14 protein-coding genes are annotated in these 19,095 nt (G+C 63.7%); 7 read left to right on the forward strand and 7 right to left on the reverse strand.

The annotated features are described in order from the left end of the window. Window positions 1–77: 77 nt before the first annotated feature. Window positions 78–1,040: a GlxA family transcriptional regulator gene (locus ACSQ9E_RS12615; protein ID WP_057267361.1), complete on the reverse strand. Its 963-nt coding sequence runs from the start codon at window positions 1,038–1,040 to the stop codon at window positions 78–80. 117 nt (window positions 1,041–1,157) lie between these two features. Here ACSQ9E_RS12615 and ACSQ9E_RS12620 point away from each other — a divergent pair, with 117 nt between their 5' ends. The 4 genes from ACSQ9E_RS12620 (at window position 1,158) to ACSQ9E_RS12635 (ending at window position 4,014) form a co-directional block, all read left to right on the forward strand. Beyond that, on the forward strand, window positions 1,158–1,460 hold the full coding sequence (locus ACSQ9E_RS12620; protein WP_020228489.1) for a putative quinol monooxygenase: 303 nt from the start codon (window positions 1,158–1,160) through the stop codon (window positions 1,458–1,460). 611 nt (window positions 1,461–2,071) lie between these two features. Next, a complete protein-coding gene (locus ACSQ9E_RS12625) occupies window positions 2,072–3,004 on the forward strand; it encodes a tyrosine-type recombinase/integrase (RefSeq protein WP_057267463.1) in 933 nt (310 codons plus the stop codon). A 34-nt stretch (window positions 3,005–3,038) separates the two neighbouring features. Beyond that, a complete protein-coding gene (locus ACSQ9E_RS12630) occupies window positions 3,039–3,443 on the forward strand; it encodes a nucleotidyltransferase domain-containing protein (protein ID WP_179684610.1) in 405 nt (134 codons plus the stop codon). A 127-nt stretch (window positions 3,444–3,570) separates the two neighbouring features. Next, window positions 3,571–4,014, forward strand: coding sequence for a hypothetical protein (locus ACSQ9E_RS12635; RefSeq protein WP_057267363.1), 444 nt, complete (start codon window positions 3,571–3,573; stop codon window positions 4,012–4,014). A gap of 176 nt (window positions 4,015–4,190) precedes the next feature. On the opposite strand, the gene ACSQ9E_RS12640 is transcribed toward ACSQ9E_RS12635, so the two are convergent. The 4 genes from ACSQ9E_RS12640 to clpS form a co-directional block, all read right to left on the reverse strand. After that, window positions 4,191–7,151: a Tn3 family transposase gene (locus ACSQ9E_RS12640; RefSeq protein WP_436217965.1), complete on the reverse strand. Its 2,961-nt coding sequence runs from the start codon at window positions 7,149–7,151 to the stop codon at window positions 4,191–4,193. Between the two features lie 209 nt (window positions 7,152–7,360). Further along, complete coding sequence (gene phbB, locus ACSQ9E_RS12645) at window positions 7,361–8,098, reverse strand: acetoacetyl-CoA reductase (RefSeq protein ID WP_057204326.1); 738 nt, start codon at window positions 8,096–8,098, stop codon at window positions 7,361–7,363. 346 nt (window positions 8,099–8,444) lie between these two features. Beyond that, a complete protein-coding gene (gene clpA / locus ACSQ9E_RS12650; RefSeq protein ID WP_057267389.1) occupies window positions 8,445–10,793 on the reverse strand; it encodes an ATP-dependent Clp protease ATP-binding subunit ClpA in 2,349 nt (782 codons plus the stop codon). Between the two features lie 57 nt (window positions 10,794–10,850). Further along, on the reverse strand, window positions 10,851–11,135 hold the full coding sequence (gene clpS / locus ACSQ9E_RS12655; protein WP_008904804.1) for an ATP-dependent Clp protease adapter ClpS: 285 nt from the start codon (window positions 11,133–11,135) through the stop codon (window positions 10,851–10,853). Here clpS and ACSQ9E_RS12660 point away from each other — a divergent pair. After that, window positions 11,080–11,292, forward strand: coding sequence for a hypothetical protein (locus ACSQ9E_RS12660; RefSeq protein ID WP_436220291.1), 213 nt, complete (start codon window positions 11,080–11,082; stop codon window positions 11,290–11,292). The genes clpS and ACSQ9E_RS12660 overlap by 56 nt on opposite strands. Before the next feature lie 169 nt (window positions 11,293–11,461). Here the strand turns inward: ACSQ9E_RS12660 and dnaE are convergent, their stop codons facing one another. Further along, entirely contained in the window at window positions 11,462–15,013 is a 3,552-nt protein-coding gene (gene dnaE, locus ACSQ9E_RS12665) for a DNA polymerase III subunit alpha (RefSeq protein WP_057204322.1), read from the reverse strand. A 189-nt stretch (window positions 15,014–15,202) separates the two neighbouring features. On the opposite strand from dnaE, the gene ACSQ9E_RS12670 reads away from it, so the two are divergent. Continuing rightward, window positions 15,203–16,000, forward strand: coding sequence for an outer membrane protein assembly factor BamD (locus ACSQ9E_RS12670; protein ID WP_057204321.1), 798 nt, complete (start codon window positions 15,203–15,205; stop codon window positions 15,998–16,000). A 14-nt stretch (window positions 16,001–16,014) separates the two neighbouring features. Here ACSQ9E_RS12670 and ACSQ9E_RS12675 read toward each other — a convergent pair whose 3' ends face one another. Beyond that, a complete protein-coding gene (locus ACSQ9E_RS12675) occupies window positions 16,015–18,054 on the reverse strand; it encodes an ATP-dependent DNA helicase (RefSeq protein ID WP_436217966.1) in 2,040 nt (679 codons plus the stop codon). 190 nt (window positions 18,055–18,244) lie between these two features. On the opposite strand from ACSQ9E_RS12675, the gene ACSQ9E_RS12680 reads away from it, so the two are divergent. Continuing rightward, window positions 18,245–19,078: a PP2C family protein-serine/threonine phosphatase gene (locus ACSQ9E_RS12680; RefSeq protein WP_057267392.1), complete on the forward strand. Its 834-nt coding sequence runs from the start codon at window positions 18,245–18,247 to the stop codon at window positions 19,076–19,078. The last annotated feature ends 17 nt before the right edge of the window (window positions 19,079–19,095 follow it).

Here is a 19,095-nt window from a genome sequence, read left to right on the forward strand (position 1 = left end):
CTGCAATCAGCCGAGAGCCGCTGCAACCGACCGTTTTCCGGCGGCATCGGGCTGCTTTTTGCACCAAAGACCCCTGGTCATGGCCCCCGCCGCAACTCCCTGACACCGCGACCCAATTTTCGACGCAATAGAGCCCGCAGGGTGACCCCATCCGTGTACCCAACCTGGGCGGCAATCTGGTCGACACTCGCGTTCCCGGTGCGCAAGAGATGGACTGCCTGTTCGACGCGCAGGTCCTGGAAGTACGAGAGTGGCGTCTTTCCCAACACGCTTTGTAGCCGCCTCGCCAAAGTACGTTCGCTTGTGCCCGCGGCGCTGGCCGCCTCGGCCAGCGAGAAACCATGCGCTAGCCGACGTCTGGACCAGGACTCGAAGCGCTCGACTATGGGGTCGGCATGCGCAAGGTGGTCGGGAATCACGAACTCGGCTTGCGAACTGCGTGCCTCAACCAGTAGGTAACGCGCCACCAGGGTCGCCAGCGCTGGACTTTGCCCTCGGACGATGCGCAAGGCCAAGTCAACGTGGGCCAAAGCGGCACCCGCTGTGGTGAAGCGTGTCGTGCTCACGACCATGCGGGACTCGTCCAGCGTGACGTTCGGATAGCGGTGCCGAAACATTGGCCCAAGCCACCATGATGTGGTCGCGTGGTGCCCGTCAAGCAACCCACTCTCCGCGAGCAAAAAACCACCTGAGCAGGCGGTACCAAGGTGCGCGCCGGCGGTGGACCATTCTTGCAGAGCCGCGACCGCGTCAGGCATGTCGGGTCGTGCGAGTCGCGCGGCGAGTGTGTCAGGCATCTTTTCGCCAAACGCGGGCACGAGCACGACGTCAGGTTCAGGCACACCGCGCGCGGGGATCACGGGGACCGTCAATCCTTGCGCAGTCCGGATGCGACGCCGCACGGCCACCAGCGTTATCTCAATTGGCGCGGGAGCCTGTGGCAGCGAACCCGCCACGGCATTGGCCAAGCCCAGGGTGTCAGTGAGCGCCGCAAGCCCCAGATCAAACACGCCATCAGAAACAAGCAAATGTACCTTCATGGCAGAAATGATATCAATATTGTCATTCCTGCCGATAGAGATACCTTCAAGCCAGGCCTAGACTACACACCAGCCCATCCCTTTAACCAAGCTCCCGTCAACCCAAAGGATCACACCATGACCAAGCTCGCCCTGTTTGTTCGTCTCGAGGCCAAACCCGGACAGGAAGCTGCGCTGGCCGATTTCCTGGCCAGTGCACTTCCACTCGCTAATGCCGAGTCCGGCACCACCGCTTGGTTTGCACTGAAGTTTGGCCCTTCCACGTTCGGTGTGTTCGATGCCTTCGCCGATGAGGCAGGTCGCCAGGCACACCTTGATGGTCAGATCGCCGCGGCTTTGATGGCCAATGCAGCGACCTTGCTCAGCTCGCCGCCCAATATCGAGAAGGTCGAACTGCTTGCCGTCAAACTGCCTGCGTGATGACAACCGTCTTTGACCGCATCAGGTCGCGCCGGATGATTCAGTTGAGCGTTGAGAGGCGCGCGGGGGGCTTCACTCGGTGATTGACCGCAAGTGGTCAAGATCTGCCCTCCGCTAAGTGGAGCAGCGGTCGTCAGACATTTGCGGAACCCACGGCATCTGACAGGCAACCGGTCCAGAACTCAGTCCGGTCATCGGTAGCCGCAACCTGCGTGTGGCAGACAGCGGTATTGAAGCCGACACTCAACCTCAGCGCTCGAGCGACCGCACCCAGCCTGGAGCGGTCGTTGACTTTCACTTCCCAAATGGCCGCGTCTGACCGATTGCCGAAGTCTAGCCGACCGCCCCGACTGTTACTCAGCGAAGAGTTAGACAATCTGCCGACCTCCGACCGCGGTGTCGAACTCGGTGTCCACGGTACCGAGCCGGCTGTCCAGGAGATCCGAAATACGCAGCTTGCAGTTGAAGAGGTCCCGAAACACGTAGGCGGGACATTTCTGATGGACCCGACCCGCAGGTCGTTGCGAAAGCGGCTCGAACGCCTATAGTGCCGGCAGGTGGGCCTGTTCCCGGTGAGATGCGGCTTCGGGGCCGAGTGCAAAGGAGGCGTGGTGGGTGAACTGGATGACTATCTGCAGGCTGCCGACCGTGAGACCACGGTGCGAAGTTACGCAGCTGCGATCAAGCACTTCGAGCAGGACTGGAAAGGGTTGCTACCGGCCACCAGCGATACCGTCGCTCGCTACCTCGTGGCCTACGCGAGCACGCACAAGGTCAGCACCTTGAGGCAAAGGCTGGCGGCGCTCGCGCGCTGGCATGCAGAACAGGGCTTTGCGGACCCGACCAAGGCACCGTTGGTACGTAAGGTGCTCAGGGGCATTGTGGCGAAGCACCCGGCCAAGCAAAAGCAGGCGCGCCCGCTGGAGCTCGATCAGCTTCAAAAGATCTCCGACTGGCTGCAAGCCGAGCAGCGCGCGGCACGCGAACGAGGCGATGAAACGGCCTTGCTGCAACTGACGCGCAACCGGTCCATCGTGCTGCTGGGCTTCTGGCGCGCGTTTCGATCCGATGAGATTGTCAACATGCGAGTGGAGAACGTGACGGCCATCTCCGGTAAGGGCCTGGCCTGCAGGCTGGACAGGAGCAAGACGGATCGCGCGATGGAGGGCCGCACGTTCCATTGCCCAGCTCTGTCCCGGCTGTGTCCAGTGGACGCCTACCTGGAATGGATCGCCGTCAGCGGCCGCCAGGCGGGCCCGGTGTACTGCGGCATCGACCAGTGGGGTCACATGTCCGAGCGCCCCATGTACCCCACCAGCCTGATTCCCTTGCTGCGCAAGATGTTCCATGACGCCGGCGTCGAGTCTGCCGAGGGCTACTCGAGCCATTCGCTGAGGCGCGGATTTGCCGGATGGGCACGCGCCAGCGGGTGGGATATCAAGGAGATGATGGAGTACGTTGGATGGCGCGACATGGAGTCGGCGTTGAGGTACCTTGATGTCCCAACCGCGGGACTACAGGAGCGCTTCGAAAGCGGCCTCTGACGTTGTCTGGACAACTCTCCAACCAAAGGACAGCATGCAGCCGATTCTTGCCCCTTACGTGCGCACCTTCGTCGACTCCCTGACGGGTCTCCCGGTACTGCCTTCATCGGTGTGGCTGATCGGCTCGCAGGCCAGTGGCCGAGCCCAGGCGGGCTCTGACACAGACCTGCTTGTGTTCGGCTCATCCGGGTTTCTCGCCGCTGTGCGCGCGGCATTGCCCCAACCGAGCGGCATCGACTGCCTGGTGGTGGTGAACGGCAACGACTTCGAAGAACCCTGGCAGGACAAGCGTGGAGCCCTGGCCCGCTGGAATTGGGTCTTGAAATCAGCCACCGAGGCCCAGTACGAGGGGACGAAATTCATCGCAGATGAGCCTGACGGAACGCTTGGCCAATTTGAAACTCGGCAGGAGAGAGCCATCCGCATCTGGCCCAGTTGAAGTCGAGCTGCAAAAGAATCTTGTCACCTGGAGCCTTGCGGGCAATTCCACCGATGTTCGTTGGCACCCGACGCAGCGAGCTCGCCCAACCGTGAGCCAATGAGCCCATCAAATTCTGGGAGATGAGATGCTTCTTGTGTATGTGGACACCGGCGGAATGCTCAAGGAAGTGGCCGCCTTGGAGGCTGCTGGCCTTCTGAAAACCCATTACTTTCCTTTCGAGCAGCGAAATCGCCGGGTCAAAACTTTCGTCCCCGGCTCGGGCGCTACCTGGAAGCAGAGCAATCTGAGTTCGAAAGAGGCTCCTGGAACCTGGAACGACTACAAATCGTCCGCTCTCTTCGAACCGCTACGCAAGTTGTTGGGCGCCCAGGTCGACGCACAGCACCTCGATTCGGCGGCCAAGGCCGGTTGCACGGTCTTTCTCACGAGCGACAAGACAGACATTTGGTCCAAGCGCGACGCGATACAGGCGCTCGCCAACATCCGGGTGCTCCACATGCCTTCTGAGCTGGTGACACTTGGGCAACTGGCGCAAGCGGGGGTAGACGTTGGGCCGCCAACGGAATAATTTGCGCCCCGAACGACTTCTCCGCCGAGCCCTCAATAGCCTACTTAATTAGTCGGGTATTTCCTTTTTTGCACGGAATAAATGAAATGGCGAAATGCACGGGCGTGCTAAGTCGTTGATTTATATAGAGCAGCTTTCCGATTTTGCAGACGGAAATGCAAAAGCACGAAATAGGGTTATTTTTCGGCGCGTTTTGCGGGAGTGCGTTTCGAGGTCATTTCTCCCTTCAAAAGCACGCTGGCATACCGGGCAACACTGAAGCTCATGGTGCCCCGGAAGTTGATGTGCCCGAAGTGGACCGGCCCGATTCGGCGCAGGATGCTGTCGTCAATGCGTTGCCCGCTGGACTTCAGACGATCTACGGTTTCCTGCAGTTTCATCGTGTTCCAGCCGATCACGACGTTCGTCAAGAGCGCATGCGATCCCGAAATCGACTTGAGTTCATCGCGGCGGCGGCCTCTTTCGGCGGTGATTCGACCGTAGTAGATGGCCCGCTGAAGGAGGTGCACCGACTCACCGCGGTTGAGCAAAGTGTGGATTTCCCGCCGGAAGACGTCGTTGGTGAAATAGTCGCACAGGAACACCGATCGCAGCAGGCGGCCGTACTGGTCCAGGCAGCGGCGAACGTCATCCCCGGCCGCTGCGCTCCCGTGGCGGGCCAGCGCCCAAGCGACGCTCACGCGGCCAGACTTGATCGAGGCAATAAGGCGCATGGTCTGGTCCCAGCCTTCCCGGATGGCTTTTTCGGTGATGGCTGGTATGGCGATTTGCTCGAGGGCCTCGGACACCTTGATCAAGCGGGGTGTCCAGATCTTGCGGTCTGGTAGGCCGGCCAACTGGGGGCACAAGTCGAACTTCAGCAGCTTGGCCACGCTCATGCCTGAGTAGGTGTAGCCGTGGGTGTCCACCGCCAAAAGGTCGACTTTGATGCGGTCCTCGCTGTTGGAGTTGTAGGCTTCGATTCCATGCACTGCCGGCGCGTCCTGGCGCGTCAACAGCACGATGGGCTGGTCGAAGATGACCGGGTAGCTGCCCAGGATGTGGGTGTAGATGCCTGCCGCCGCAGTCTTGCGACGGGGATCCGTGCGGGCAATGGAGAGGTGACGCGTTGCATCGAGCGCCATCATGTCGGACGAGGCTTTCTTCCCGTCACTCCACAGCTTGACGATCGGAAACCGCTGCTGGAACGCCACCACGCTGTCGTTGGCTGCGCGCAGCCGGCCAGGCGCCTCGAGCATGCGCATGGCGGCTGAGACGCGGCTGACGGGCACGCCGGGAATCATTGCGGCAGCAGCCTTGGCGTCGATCTCGGTGCCATGCGCGAGCAAGCCCGCATACAGCGCAATGAGTTCTTCGGCGTCTTCCGGCTGGCGGCCCAGCAACATGGTGCTGATTTGGGTCCGACTGTCGATCTCCAAAATGACGTCCGGCAGCTGGGTTGCGCCAATCAAGTCGCTCAGGCGTTGATTCGTGTGTCGAAGTTCCGGGTCTTCCTCCGCGGCGCGAATCGCCGGTATACGCACGCAGCCGTCTTCATCGATCTCAAGCAGGCCTTTTTCGAGTCCGACCTCCACATCGGCAAGGCCGGCACGCAGCAACTCGTACTGGAGGTCAAGCGCTTTGCGCGGATCCAATTCCAGACCATAGGCTTCGCAGAGCGCGACTTTGTCGCGCTCCCACTCGTCCTGCGGAATCAGCAAACTCGCCTTGTTCTGGTAGGTAGCGCTGTGGTTCACATACAGGCTTCCTCCCCGCAGCCCCTTGCTGATGCGCATTAATGCGCAACCTTCAAAAGCCCTGAGTGCCGCCTTGCGATCAGGAACATCGAGAAAGGGGCGCCATTTCGGTTCGACCAGGGAGGTATCAAAGCCGACTGGAAGCTCCTTGGCGCCTGCTGCTCGGAGCGCCTGCAATGCCAACACCAGGCGGCTGTCGGCGTGCTCGGGATCGCCCTTGAGGTCCAAGCAGCCCATGCCGTCCAGGATCGTGCGAACCTGAGTGCTCTGCTCGGTCAAGGTTTCCCGGACAACCTCAGCCTGGCTGACCAGCGGACGGCCCAGCATATCGTCAGCCAGCGCCATGATGGCTGCCAGTCGTTCATGCGCCTCACGCCCGCTGTCCGCAGCAATGCTCCGCATCGATTCGATGGAATGGCGATACTCGATTGCACGCTGTGCCTGTTTGGCTTGGACACGCTTTTTAGCCCTGTGGACGAAATCGCTGGTGTGCCGATTGTTCCGAAAAATCGCCTCATCGCTGAGCTCACCGAGCAGGTGCTTGAGGAAGCACACGATCTCGATCGAGCGGGTGTCCTCGATGCGGCGGGCTGTCTCGGAGGGCGGCCGATTGACCACCGCTTGGGCGAACGCATGGATGCGGCCGATCGAGAGCCCTTGCAGGTCCCACAGGTGCACGCCCAGCGTCTTGAGCGCATCAATGCGTGAGTTCACTTCTTTGAGGCCCTTCACCCCGTGTTTGCCGGCCGATTGCTTCAACCACTCCAGCAACGAGATGCCAGGAGTCGGACTCTCTTCGTGCATGACCTTGAGCACCGCGCGAAGGCGTACTGGAGTGACCGCTGCTCGAATTGTTGCCAGGGCCAGGTTCTCGACAACCTGAAACGCAGATCGGGCCAGGTCGAGCACCACACGCTGGCCTGGCAGGACGATCCTGTTGTCGAAGAGCCATTCCTGGGCGGAGGCGAGGAGTTCATCGACGGACGAGGCGTCGATCGCCTGCTGCGACAGGGCCGCTTTGAGGCGTTCTTCGGCGTTGGAGTCGTAGGTAGAGAAGAGGAGCTTTTCGCGAACCCAAGCCCTATGGTTGCTGATGGTCCGGTCGGCATTCGAGTACAGCGACTTCAGGGAAGCAATCGCCGTCGAGTGGATGCCCAGTTGCTCACACAGCATATTCAACATCGCAGTCGGCATCTTGAGCGCGGCATCGGCATTTCTGCCTGTCAGCGCGAGGAATGACAGCTGCACGGCCAGTCCCAGGTGATAGCGTTTCGCGTAGCCACTGTTCCTGATCTCCCTGACCAGCTCGTCTGGCAGCCGACAGTGCAGTTCCACGTCGCCTGCATTCAAGCCGGACGGCAGTTTTTCGTAGCCTACGAATCTGTATCGGTAGCTCGACATCAGCGTTCTCCTTCGCTCCAGAGAACACTATAAAGCGCAGCTAAGTTGTTGTCGCCAGTGGCTTATTCGGAGATGGATTCCGAAATTGCACGGAAACCGAGATCACCCCGTATTGTCCGTAGCAGGCATGTCATACCGCGTCAAAAACAAAAAACCCGCCGAGGCGGGTTTTTGCGTTCCGGGCGACAACGGGGTCGCTTGCGGATGGATCAGCCCATGTGCAGGCCGCCGTTGACCGAGAAGTCGGCGCCGGTGGCGTAGCCGCCCTCTTCCGAAGCCAGCCAGGCAATGATCGAGGCGATCTCGCTGGGTTCGCCCAGGCGCTTGACGGGCACGGTGGCGACGATCTTTTCCAGCACGTCGGGGCGGATGGCCTTGACCATGTCGGTGCCGATATAGCCCGGGCTCACCGTGTTCACCGTCACGCCCTTGGTGGCCAGCTCTTGCGCCAGGGCCATCGAGAAGCCGTGCATGCCGGCCTTGGCGGCCGAGTAGTTGGTCTGGCCGGCCTGGCCCTTTTCGCCGTTCACGCTGCTGATGTTGACAATGCGGCCCCAGCCCTTTTCCACCATGTCGGCCACCACCTGCTTGGTGACGTTGAACATGCTGTTCAGGTTGGTCTCGATGACGGCATCCCAGTCCTCGCGGGACATCTTGAGAAACATGCGGTCGCGCGTGATGCCGGCGTTGTTCACCAGCACGTCGATGCTGCCGTGTTCGGTCTTGGTCTTGGTGAAGGCTTCCACGGTGGAATCCCAGTCGCCCACATTGCCCACCGATGCGTAGAACGTATAGCCCAGCGCCTTTTGCTCTGCCAGCCACTTGGCATGGTCGCGGGTCGGGCCGCAGCCCGCAATGACCTTGAAGTTTTCCTTGTGCAGGCGCTGGCAGATAGCCGTTCCGATGCCCCCCATGCCGCCGGTGACGTACGCGACTTTCTGGCTCATGTAATTACTCCTTGTTTAGTGATGCGCTCCACGCCACTCTACCCAAGAAATACGGCCCTCCCCTGAAGGAAAACACTGAGCGGCCTTTCTTTTTCATGCAACAAAGCGTGTGATAGCCTGCAGGGTTGCGGGCCCGACGATGCCCGACGAGCCAGGCGGGGCCTTGTTGTGCGCGGTATTGCGCTGCAATGGGGCAGCCAGCGCCATGCGCGCGCCACGCACAGGGCATGCAGTCATTGCATGCGCAGGAGCGCGCGGCTGCCAAGGCCAGGCGATCACACCAACGCACCATGAAAAAAGCCCGCAGCGGGTGCTGCGGGCTTTGGCCATGCATGGGTGCCAGGACTCAATCGGCCGTGGCTTCTTCCGGCTCTGCAGGCTCCGACTTGGCCGAGCGCTCCTTCTTGGGCAGGGGCTGGATGTCGAGCAGCACTTCGGGTGTTTCCACGCCCTTGTCGTCGGTCTTCATCTCGATGTCCACCGTCAGGCGGCCACCCTCGGTCAGGCGTCCGAACAGCAGTTCGTCGGCCAGCGCACGGCGGATGGTGTCCTGGATCAGGCGCTGCATAGGGCGGGCGCCCATCAGCGGATCGAAGCCCTTCTTGGCCAGGTGCTTGCGCAGCGTGTCGGTGAAGGTGACTTCCACCTTCTTCTCGGCCAGCTGGGTTTCGAGCTGCAGCAGGAACTTGTCCACCACGCGCAGGATGATCTGCTCGTCCAGCGCCTTGAAGTTGACGATGGCATCCAGCCGGTTGCGGAACTCGGGCGTGAACAGGCGCTTGATGTCGCCCATCTCGTCGCCCGCCTGGCGCGGGTTGGTGAAGCCGATGGTCGCCTTGTTCATGGTCTCGGCGCCAGCGTTCGTCGTCATGATGATCAGGACGTTGCGGAAGTCGGCCTTGCGGCCGTTGTTGTCCGTCAGCGTGCCATGGTCCATCACCTGCAGCAGCACGTTGAAGATGTCCGGGTGCGCCTTCTCGATTTCGTCGAGCAGCAGCACCGAATGCGGCTTCTTGGTGATGGCTTCGGTCAAGAGGCCACCCTGGTCGAACCCGACATAGCCCGGAGGCGCACCGATCAGGCGGCTCACGGCATGGCGTTCCATGTACTCCGACATGTCGAATCGCAGGAGCTCGATGCCCATGATGTAGGCCAGCTGCTTGGCGGCCTCGGTCTTGCCCACGCCCGTGGGGCCGCTGAACAGGAACGAGCCGATCGGCTTGTCGCCCTTGCCCAGGCCCGAGCGCGCCATCTTCACTGCGCTGGCAAGCACTTCCAGGGCCTTGTCCTGGCCGAAGACCACGCTCTTCAAGTCGCGTTCCAGGGTCTGCAGCTTGCCGCGGTCGTCGTTGGAGACGTTGGCCGGCGGAATGCGGGCGATCTTGGCCACGATCTCTTCGATCTCGGCCTTGCCGATGGTCTTCTTGCGCTTGCTCGGCACCATGATGCGCTGGGCAGCACCGGCTTCGTCGATGACGTCGATCGCCTTGTCGGGCAGATGGCGGTCATTGATGTACTTGGCGCTCAGTTCCGCCGCAGCCTGCAGGGCGGCCGCAGCGTATTTCACGCTGTGGTGTTCCTCGAAGCGCGACTTCAGGCCCTTCAGGATGTCGATGGTTTCCTGCACGGTTGGCTCGACCACGTCCACCTTCTGGAAGCGGCGCGACAGCGCAGCGTCCTTTTCGAAGATGCCGCGGTACTCCGTGAAGGTGGTCGCGCCGATGCACTTGAGCTGGCCGCTGGACAGCGCCGGCTTCAGGAGGTTGGATGCATCGAGCGTGCCGCCCGAGGCCGCACCCGCACCGATCAGGGTGTGGATCTCGTCGATGAACAAGATGGCGTTGGGCTTGTCCTTGAGCGACTTGAGCACGCCCTTGAGGCGCTGCTCGAAGTCACCGCGGTACTTGGTGCCCGCCAGCAGCGCGCCCATGTCGAGCGAGTAGACCACGGCCTCGGCCAGGATCTCGGGCACGTCGTTCTGCGTGATGCGCCAGGCCAGGCCCTCGGCGATCGCAGTCTTGCCCACACCGGCTTCACCCACCAGCAGCGGGTTGTTCTTGCGGCGGCGGCACAGGATCTGGATGGTGCGCTCCACCTCGTAGTGGCGCCCGATCAGCGGATCGATCTTGCCTTCCTTGGCGGCCTGGTTCAGGTTCTGCGTGAACTGCTCCAGCGGCGAAGCCTTCTCGTTGCGCTCGGCGGCAGCGCCCTCTTCACCCTCGGCCTGGTTCTCGGCCTTGGCGGGTTCCGGCGGCTCGCCCTTCTTGATGCCGTGGGCAATGAAGTTGACCACGTCCAGGCGCGTCACGCCCTGCTGGTGCAGGTAGTACACGGCGTGCGAGTCCTTCTCGCCGAAGATGGCCACGAGCACGTTGGCGCCCGTGACTTCCTTCTTGCCGTTGCCGGTGGACTGCACGTGCATGATGGCGCGCTGGATCACCCGCTGGAAACCCAGCGTGGGCTGCGTGTCCACCTCGTCGGTGCCTGCCACCTGCGGCGTGTTGTCCTTGATGAAGTTCGACAGCGACGACCGCAGGTCATCGATGTTGGCCGAACACGCGCGCAGCACTTCCGCTGCGCTGGGGTTATCGAGCAGTGCCAGCAGCAGGTGCTCCACGGTGATGAACTCGTGGCGCTGCTGGCGGGCCTCAACAAAGGCCATGTGCAAGCTGACTTCCAGTTCTTGGGCAATCATGTGAACTCCTTTGTGCTTGCGTGGAATGGATAACTGTAGATCGGGATGAAAAACCTGTTATTCAACAGGTTCACTGACACATTGCAGCGGGTGCCCCGCTTTGAGGGCCGCATCCAGCACCTGCTCGACCTTGGTGGCGGCCACGTCGCGTGAATACACGCCGCACACGCCTTTGCCGTCGAGGTGGATCTTGAGCATGATCTGGGTCGCCTGCTCCCGGTCCTTGCTGAAAAACTCCTGCAGCACCACGATGACGAACTCCATGGGCGTGTAGTCGTCATTGAGCATGACCACCTGGTACATCTGGGGGGGCTGGGTCTTTTGCGTGCGTCTTTCCAGCACGACCGAACCGCCGTCATCCCGCGCAGGCCTGGTGACAGGCGGCGCGGCTTTGGGAGAAGGTGGTTTTGTTGCCATGAATTTCATTCTAGCGACCCGCGCGTACCGCTGCCGCAAGAGAAATCTGATGTTCATCCGTTTTTTTTCAAGGCTGACCTGAGCAATATTCTTGCCAGGCCCTGTTCAGGCCCTGTTCGCCCCTGCCTCCACCCCTGCCAAATGCCCTGCGGTGGCACAGGGCGTGGCGTGAAAAAGGCAGCGGTGCATGCCCTGCCAGGCACCGGTTGGATGTTGTTTCCTCGCGCATACCTTTGCCCTTTGCTGCACGATCACTCGTAGACCACCGTAGCAGACCCGGCCCCGACCTGGGCGCTCCAGGCGGCCAGGGCGGCATCGCTGGGGTAAAAGCGGCTGCTTTCGGAGAGCTGGACCTCGGCGACCGCCGAGGTACTGGCGGCCCCACCCACGCTGCCGGTGCAGCGCAGCCCCATGCGCACGCGCAGGCCGTGCAGCAGGTCGCCCTCGGGCGCCTCCTCCCGGCGGGGAGGAAATTCGCGCAGCAGTTTCTGCACCTCGGGCGCCTTGTCGCTCACAACGACGTGCAGGTATTTGCCAAAGCGCGCCCGCGCACCCGCCAGGTCCCACACCTGCTGCACCTTCACGCGCAGGCCGCCGCTGAAGCGGTCCAGCTGCAGGCGGCCCATCATCACCACGAACTCGTCCTCCTTGAGCTGGTTCTTGTAGGTGTTGATCAGCGCCTCGTCGGCCGAAGCCTCGATCACGGCCGATTTGTCGTCGAGCTTGAACAGCGCGAGCTTGCCGCGCTGGCCGTTGATGACGCGCAAATCGCTGATGATGCCGGCCAGGATCTGCGGCTCGCGGCTGTCCAGCAGCTCGTCGATCTGCGTGCGCACGAAGCGGCGCACCTCCGTGGCCACTTCGTCGAACAGGTGGCCCGACAGGTAGAAGCCCACCGCCGTCTTCTCCAGCGTCAGGCGCTCCTTGATGCCCCAGGGCGTCACGTCCACCAGCTCGGGCTCCTGCGTGCTCGATCCGTGGGCATCGTCGCCCATCATGTCGAACAGGCCGCCCTGGTTGATGTTGGACAGGCTGGCCGCGGCAAAGTCGAAGGCCCGGTCGATGGAGGCCAGCAGTGAGGCGCGGTTGAGGTTCAGCGAATCGAAGGCGCCGGCCTTGATCAGCGCTTCCACCGTGCGCTTGTTCATGCGCGCGCGGTCCACGCGCAGGCAGAAGTCGAACAGGCTCTTGAAGGGGCCCTTGGTGGAGCCGTTGGGCCCCTCGCCTCGCCCCTCGCGCGCCGCCACGATGGCTTCGATGGCCGCCTGCCCGCCGCCCTTGACCGCGCCCAGGCCGTAGCGGATGACCTTGTCCGTCACCGGCTCGAAGCGGTACATGCCGCGGTTCACGTCGGGCAGCTCGAAGGTGATGCCGAAGTTCTTGCGCGCGTCCTCGAACAGCACCTTGAGCTTGTCGGTGTCGTCCATTTCCACCGTCATGTTGGCGCAGAAGAACTCGGCCGTGTAGTGCACCTTGAGCCAGCCGGTGTGGTAGGCCAGCAGCGAGTAGGCGGCGGCGTGCGACTTGTTGAAGCCGTAGCCCGCGAACTTCTCCATCAGGTCGAACACCTCGTCGGCCTTGGCCTCGCTGATGTCCTGCTTGGCCGCGCCGGCGCGGAAGATCAGCCGGTGCTCGGCCATCTCCTCGGCCTTCTTCTTGCCCATGGCCCGGCGCAGCATGTCGGCACCGCCCAGGCTGTAGCCGCCCAGCACCTGGGCGGTCTGCATCACCTGCTCCTGGTAGACCATGATGCCGTAGGTCTCGGCCAGCACTTTTTCCACCAGCGGGTGCGGATACTCCACCACTTCCTTGCCGTGCTTGCGGTTCACGAAGCTGGGGATCAGGTCCATGGGGCCGGGGCGGTACAGGGCGTTCAGCGCGATCAGGTCTTCCAGCCGGCTCGGGCGCGCCTCGCGCAGCATGCCCTGCATGCCGCGGCTTTCAAACTGGAACACGGCTTCGGTCTTGCCGTCGGAGAACAGGGTGTAGGTGGGCCCGTCGTCGAGCGGGATGGCTTCGAAGGTGAAGTTCTCCTGGCCCTTGTGGCGCTTCATGATGAATTCGCGCGCGATCTCCAGAATGGTCAGCGTGGCCAGGCCCAAGAAGTCGAACTTCACCAGGCCGATGGCCTCCACGTCGTCCTTGTCGTACTGGCTCACGGCCGATTCGCTGCCGGGCTGCTGGTACAGCGGGCAGAAGTCGGTGAGCTTGCCCGGGGCGATCAGCACGCCCCCGGCATGCATGCCGATGTTGCGCGTCATGCCTTCGAGCTTTTGCGCCATCTCGATGACGGTCCGGACGTCCTCTTCCTTGGCCACGCGCTCGGCCAGCAGGGGTTCGAGCTCCAGCGCGTAGTTGTTCTTGTCGCCCTCTTTCTTGACGGCGGGCGGGTACTGCAGCGTGTAGGACATGCCGGGCTTGCCCGGCACGAGCTTGGAGATGCCGTCGCAGAACATGTAGCTCATGTCCATCACGCGGCCCACGTCGCGGATGGCGGCCTTGGCCGCCAGCGTTCCGAAGGTGGCGATCTGGCTCACGGCGTTCTTGCCGTACTTGTCCTTCACGTAGTCGATCACCCGGTCGCGGTTGGACTGGCAAAAATCGATGTCGAAGTCGGGCATGGACACCCGCTCGGGGTTCAAAAAGCGTTCGAACAGCAGGTTGTACTCGAGCGGATCGAGGTCGGTGATCTTGAGCGCATAGGCCACCAGCGAGCCGGCGCCCGACCCCCGGCCCGGCCCCACCGGGCAGCCGTTTTCCTTGGCCCATTTGATGAAGTCGCCCACGATCAGGAAGTAGCCCGGAAAGCCCATCTTGAGGATGGTGCCGATCTCGAATTCGAGCCGTTCCACATAGCGCGGGCGCTGCGCATCGCGGTCGGCCTCCTTCTTGAAGAGCATCTTCAGGCGCTCCTCCAGCCCCTCGAACGAGGCAAAGCGGAAGAACTCGTCGATCGGCATTCCGTTGGGCGTGGGAAAGTCCGGCAGCTGCGGCTTGCCCAGCACCAGCGTCAGGTTGCAGCGCTGGGCGATCTCCACGGTGTTGGCGATGGCCGAGGGAATGTCGGCGAAGAGCTCCTCCATCTGGGCCGAGGACTTGAAATACTGCTCGCGCGTAAAGCGGCGCACCCGGCGCGGGTTGGCCAGGATCTCGCCCTCTGCGATGCACACGCGCGCCTCGTGGGCCTCGTAGCCTTCGGCATCGGCGAACTGCACCGGGTGGGTGGCCACCACCGGCAGGTGCAGGCGCGCAGCCAGCTGGGCCGCTGCAACTACGTGGGCCTCGTCGTCGGGGCGGCCGGCGCGCTGCAGCTCCATGTAGAAGCGGTGCGGAAAAAGGCCCGCCAGGCGCAGCGCCAGGTCGGCGGCGCCCGCGTCATCGCCCTTGAGCAGGGCCTGCCCCACGGGGCCAGCCTGGGCGCCCGAGAGCACGATCAGCCCCTCGGACAGCTCCTGCAGCCACTCCCAGGTGCAGACGGCCAGGTTCTTGACGATGTTGCGCGTCCAGGCGCGGGCCAGCAGTTCCGACAGGCTCAGGTAGCCCTGGCGGTTCTGCACCAGCACGATCATGCGCGACGGCGTGGCCGTGCCCTCCCCCTCCAGGAAGATCTCGGCGCCCAGCAGGGGCTTGACGCCCTTGCCCCGGGCTTCCTTGTAGAACTTGATGGCGCCGAAAAGGTTGTTGAGATCGGTGATGGCCAGGGCGGGCTGGCCATCGACGGCGGCGGCCTTAGCCACCTCATCGATGCGGTTGGTACCGTCGACGACGGAATATTCGGTGTGCAGGCGCAAGTGGACAAACATGGGCTCCATTGTAGAAAGCCCACTGCATCCCGTAACCGAAACGTTTGCGACAGGGGGATTCAGGAGCCGGATGCCGCCGGTACAATGCGCCGTCAGGTGTCCGCTGGGGTGCACGCCTGCGGGGACCCCTTCCTCGCCGCCAGCCCCTGGAACATCCCGTTTCCTCTTTTTGCCTGAAAGCTGCTTGCGATGCTTCGTGCCCCACTGCCGTTTATCTCCGCCCTGCTGGCTGCAGGTGTCCTCGCCGGGTGCTCGACCACCACCGAAGACAAGACCGCCAACTGGAGCCCGAACCGCATCTACTCCGAAGCCAAGGATGAAATGAACTCCGGCGGCTACGACAAGGCCGTGCCCCTGTTCGAAAAGCTCGAAGGCCGTGCCGCCGGCACGCCGCTGGCCCAGCAAGCCCAGCTGGACAAGGCCTATGCCCACTTCAAGGCCGGTGAAAAGGCCCAGGCCGTGGCCACGCTGGACCGCTTCATGAAGCTGCACCCCGCCAGCCCTGCGCTCGATTACGCCCTGTACCTGAAGGGCCTGGTCAACTTCAACGACAACCTGGGCCTGTTCTCGTGGCTGTCGCGCCAGGACCTGTCCGAGCGTGACCAGAAGGCGGCCAAGGATTCGTTCGAGTCCTTCAGCGAGCTGACCACGCGCTTCCCCGATTCGCGCTACGCCCAGGATGCGCGCCAGCGCATGACCTACATCGTCAATTCGCTGGCCCAGTACGAAGTGCACGTGGCACGCTACTACTACCAGCGCGGCGCCTACGTGGCCGCCATCAGCCGCGCCCAGGTGGCCGTGGCCGACTACCAGGGCGTACCCGCCGTGGAAGAAGCGCTGTACATCCTGATGCAGTCCTACGATGCCCTGGGCATGGACCAACTGCGCGACGACACCCGCCGCGTGATGGATGCCTCGTACCCGAAGAGCGAGTACGTGCGCGCCGGACTCAAGGGCAAGACGGATCCTTGGTGGAAGTTCTGGTAAGCGCCTGAACCTGTTCAGAACGGGTCTGAACTGGCTGCCAGCAGATTATCCAGCGCGGCGTCGAAATCCTCGGGGGTTTCCAGGCGCCGCATGGGTGGCAGGGCGCGCAGCAGCCGCTTGCCATAGCCCATGGTGGCCAGGCGCGTATCGCCGACCACGAGCACACCCCGGTCCGATTCGCGCCGTATCAGCCGACCCGCCCCCTGCTTGAGCGCTACCGCCGCCTCGGGCACCGAAACCTGCTGGAACGAGCTACCCCCTGCCTCCTCGATGCGCTGGCTGCGCGCCTCCACCAGCGGATCGCCGGGCGGCGGAAACGGCAGCTTGTCGATGATGACCAGCTGCAGCGCATCGCCCGGCACATCGAACCCCTCCCAGAACGTGGCCGACGCCACCAGGATGCAGCCCGGTGCGCCGTGCCCGCTGCCTTCGCGAAAGCGCTCCATCAGGCGGCGCTTGGGCCATTCGCCCTGCACCAGCACCGACAACGATTGGCCGTCGCCAAACCGGCGGTGCAAGGCATCGCCAATGGTGGCCAGGGCCTTGAGCGTGGTGGTCAGCACCAGGGTGCGCCCGCCAATGCGCGCGGCAGCATCGCCGGCCAGGCGCGCAATGGCGGCGCTGTGGGCCGGGTCGGCCGGCTTGGGCAGGTGGCGCGGCACGTACAGCGCGGCCTGCGTGGCGTAGTCGAACGGGCTGTCCACCCGCAGAATTTCGGCGCCTTCCAGGCCGCAGCGCTCGACGAACCAGGTCAGCCCCTCATCCGTCCCCAGCGTGGCCGAGGTGAAGATCCAGGCACGGGGGCGCTCGCCTTCGGGGTCGGGCCACTCGTCGTCGCGTGCGCTGTGCGTGGGCTGCGTGAGCAGCCGGGTGCGCATGGCGTGCGATATGTCCAGCGGCGATTCGACCAGGCGCACCTGGGTGCTCCCGAGGTCGATCCAGCGCACCCCGTCCTGGCCGCAGGGCCCGACGAACCGGGCCAGGCGGGCCAGCAGTTCGGCGCTGCGTTCGTACAGCCGCTCCAGGTCCGGGGCGGTCTCGCTCAGTTGATCGAGCGCCTCCTGGGCCTGGGCGCAGGCGGTCGACAGCCGGCGCAGCGCGGCGTCCCAGGCCGGTACGTCAGCGCCCTCGGGTGCGGCCTCTGTCCAGCCGCGCTTGCCCTGGGCGCTGGCACTGCCGCCGGCCAGCCGCAGCTCGCCCACCGCCTGCTCCACCCGGCCAGCCAGGGCCAGCCAGTCGGCCAGGCCCCGCGCGTGGTGAAGGCCTGCGCCCAGCAGGTCGCGCGCAAAGTCGAGCAATTGGCCCGAGGACAGCTGCAGGCCCAGGAACTGCACGCCGGTCTCGCTGATCTGGTGGGCCTCGTCGAAGACCACCACGCGCACAGTGGGCAGCAGTTCGGCCACGCCCGATTCGCGCACGGCCATGTCGGCAAAGAACAGGTGGTGGTTGATGACCACGATATCGGCCGCCAGGGCCTCGCGCCGGGCAATGTTCACATGGCATTCCCGCGCGCGCGGGCAACTCGCACCCAGGCAGTTCTCGCGCGTGGAGGTCACCAGCGGGATGACGGGCGAGCGCTCGTCCAGGCCCGTCAGTTCGGCCAGGTCGCCACTGCGCGTGCTGCGCGACCAGTCTTCGACCTTGGCCAGCACACGCACCACATTACGATCTGTTACCGCGCTGTCCTGGCGGGCCTGCACCATGCGGTGCAGGCACAGGTAGCTGGCCCGGCCCTTGAGCAGGGCGGCCCGCACCGGCACGCCCAGCACCTCGGCCAGTAGAGGCAGGTCGCGCGCGAACAGCTGATCCTGCAGCGCCTTGGTGGCCGTGGAGAGCAACACGCGCTCGCCACTGAGCAGGGCGGGAACCAGGTAGGAGAAGGTCTTGCCCACACCCGTACCCGCCTCCACCACCAGCATGCCGCCCTCTTCCATGGTGCGGGCCACGGCGGCGGCCATGCGGGTCTGGCCTTCGCGCGGGCGAAACTGGGCATCGGCCCGTGCCAGCAGGCCGCCGGGCGCAAACACCTCCTGCACCACCTCGGCCAACGGCATCAGGCGGGCTCCCGGGTTTGTAGCAAGCGCTCCATGCGCAGCGCGATCGGTGGCCGCAGGGGCGAGGGGTGGGTGGATTTCAAAGGGGGCGCACGGCAGTCATGGCAAAAATGCCACAGGCGGGCGGATAATACGCGCTCCAGAGCACCCAAACGACAGCCAGGCCCGTCGGCACACCACAATCACCAGCATGACCAAAGCGTTTCGCCTCATCGCCTCCACCGGCATCCACAAGGGTGACCGCGAGTACCAGCAAGACCAGGTGGCCCTGATCTCGCATGAACGGCACAACGGCTGTGTCCTGGGTGTCGTGGCCGACGGCATGGGGGGCCGCAGCGGCGGCCGCAAGGCGTCCGACCAGGTCATGATGACGGCCCGCCAGCTGTTCGAGCGCTATTCGCCCGAGACCGACGACCCGGCCGCCATGCTCAAGAGCATGGTGGAAGAGGCGCACATCGTCATTCGCCTCACGGCCATCTCGGCCGAACAGGAGCCGCACAGCACCATCGCCGCCTTCCTGATCAACCCGCGCGGCGACTGCCACTGGGTGCATGCCGGCGACTCGCGCATCTACCACTTCCAGGGCGGGCGCCTGACGCACCGCACCAGCGACCACTCCTACGTGCAGGCCCTGGTGGACCGGGGAGAGCTGACCGAGGCCGAGGCCAACAACCACCCGCACTCCAACATCCTGGTGGGCTGCCTGGGCACCGAGAGCGACCCGCCCATCACCACGCACATGATTTCCCAGTTGCACCCGGGAGACACGCTCATGGCCTGCAGCGACGGCGTGTGGCACTACTTCTCACCCACCGAGCTGGCCTCGGTGGTCGAATCGCTCTCGCCGCGCGAAGCCACGGAGTTCCTGATCGAAAAGGCCCGCACGCGGGCCCGTGGGGGCGGTGACAACCTGTCGCTGGTCATCGTGAAGATCGAGGCACTGGTCGAAGAGAAGAAGACCGTGCAGGGCATGGGCATGGGCACCCATCCCTCCGTTCCAGCAGGCGCCACCAGCAAGGTCTGAGAGGCTGAGAGGCCGCC

Source organism: Acidovorax sp. LjRoot118 (genome assembly GCF_964253575.1).
Classification (GTDB): Bacteria; Pseudomonadota; Gammaproteobacteria; order Burkholderiales; family Burkholderiaceae_C; genus Acidovorax.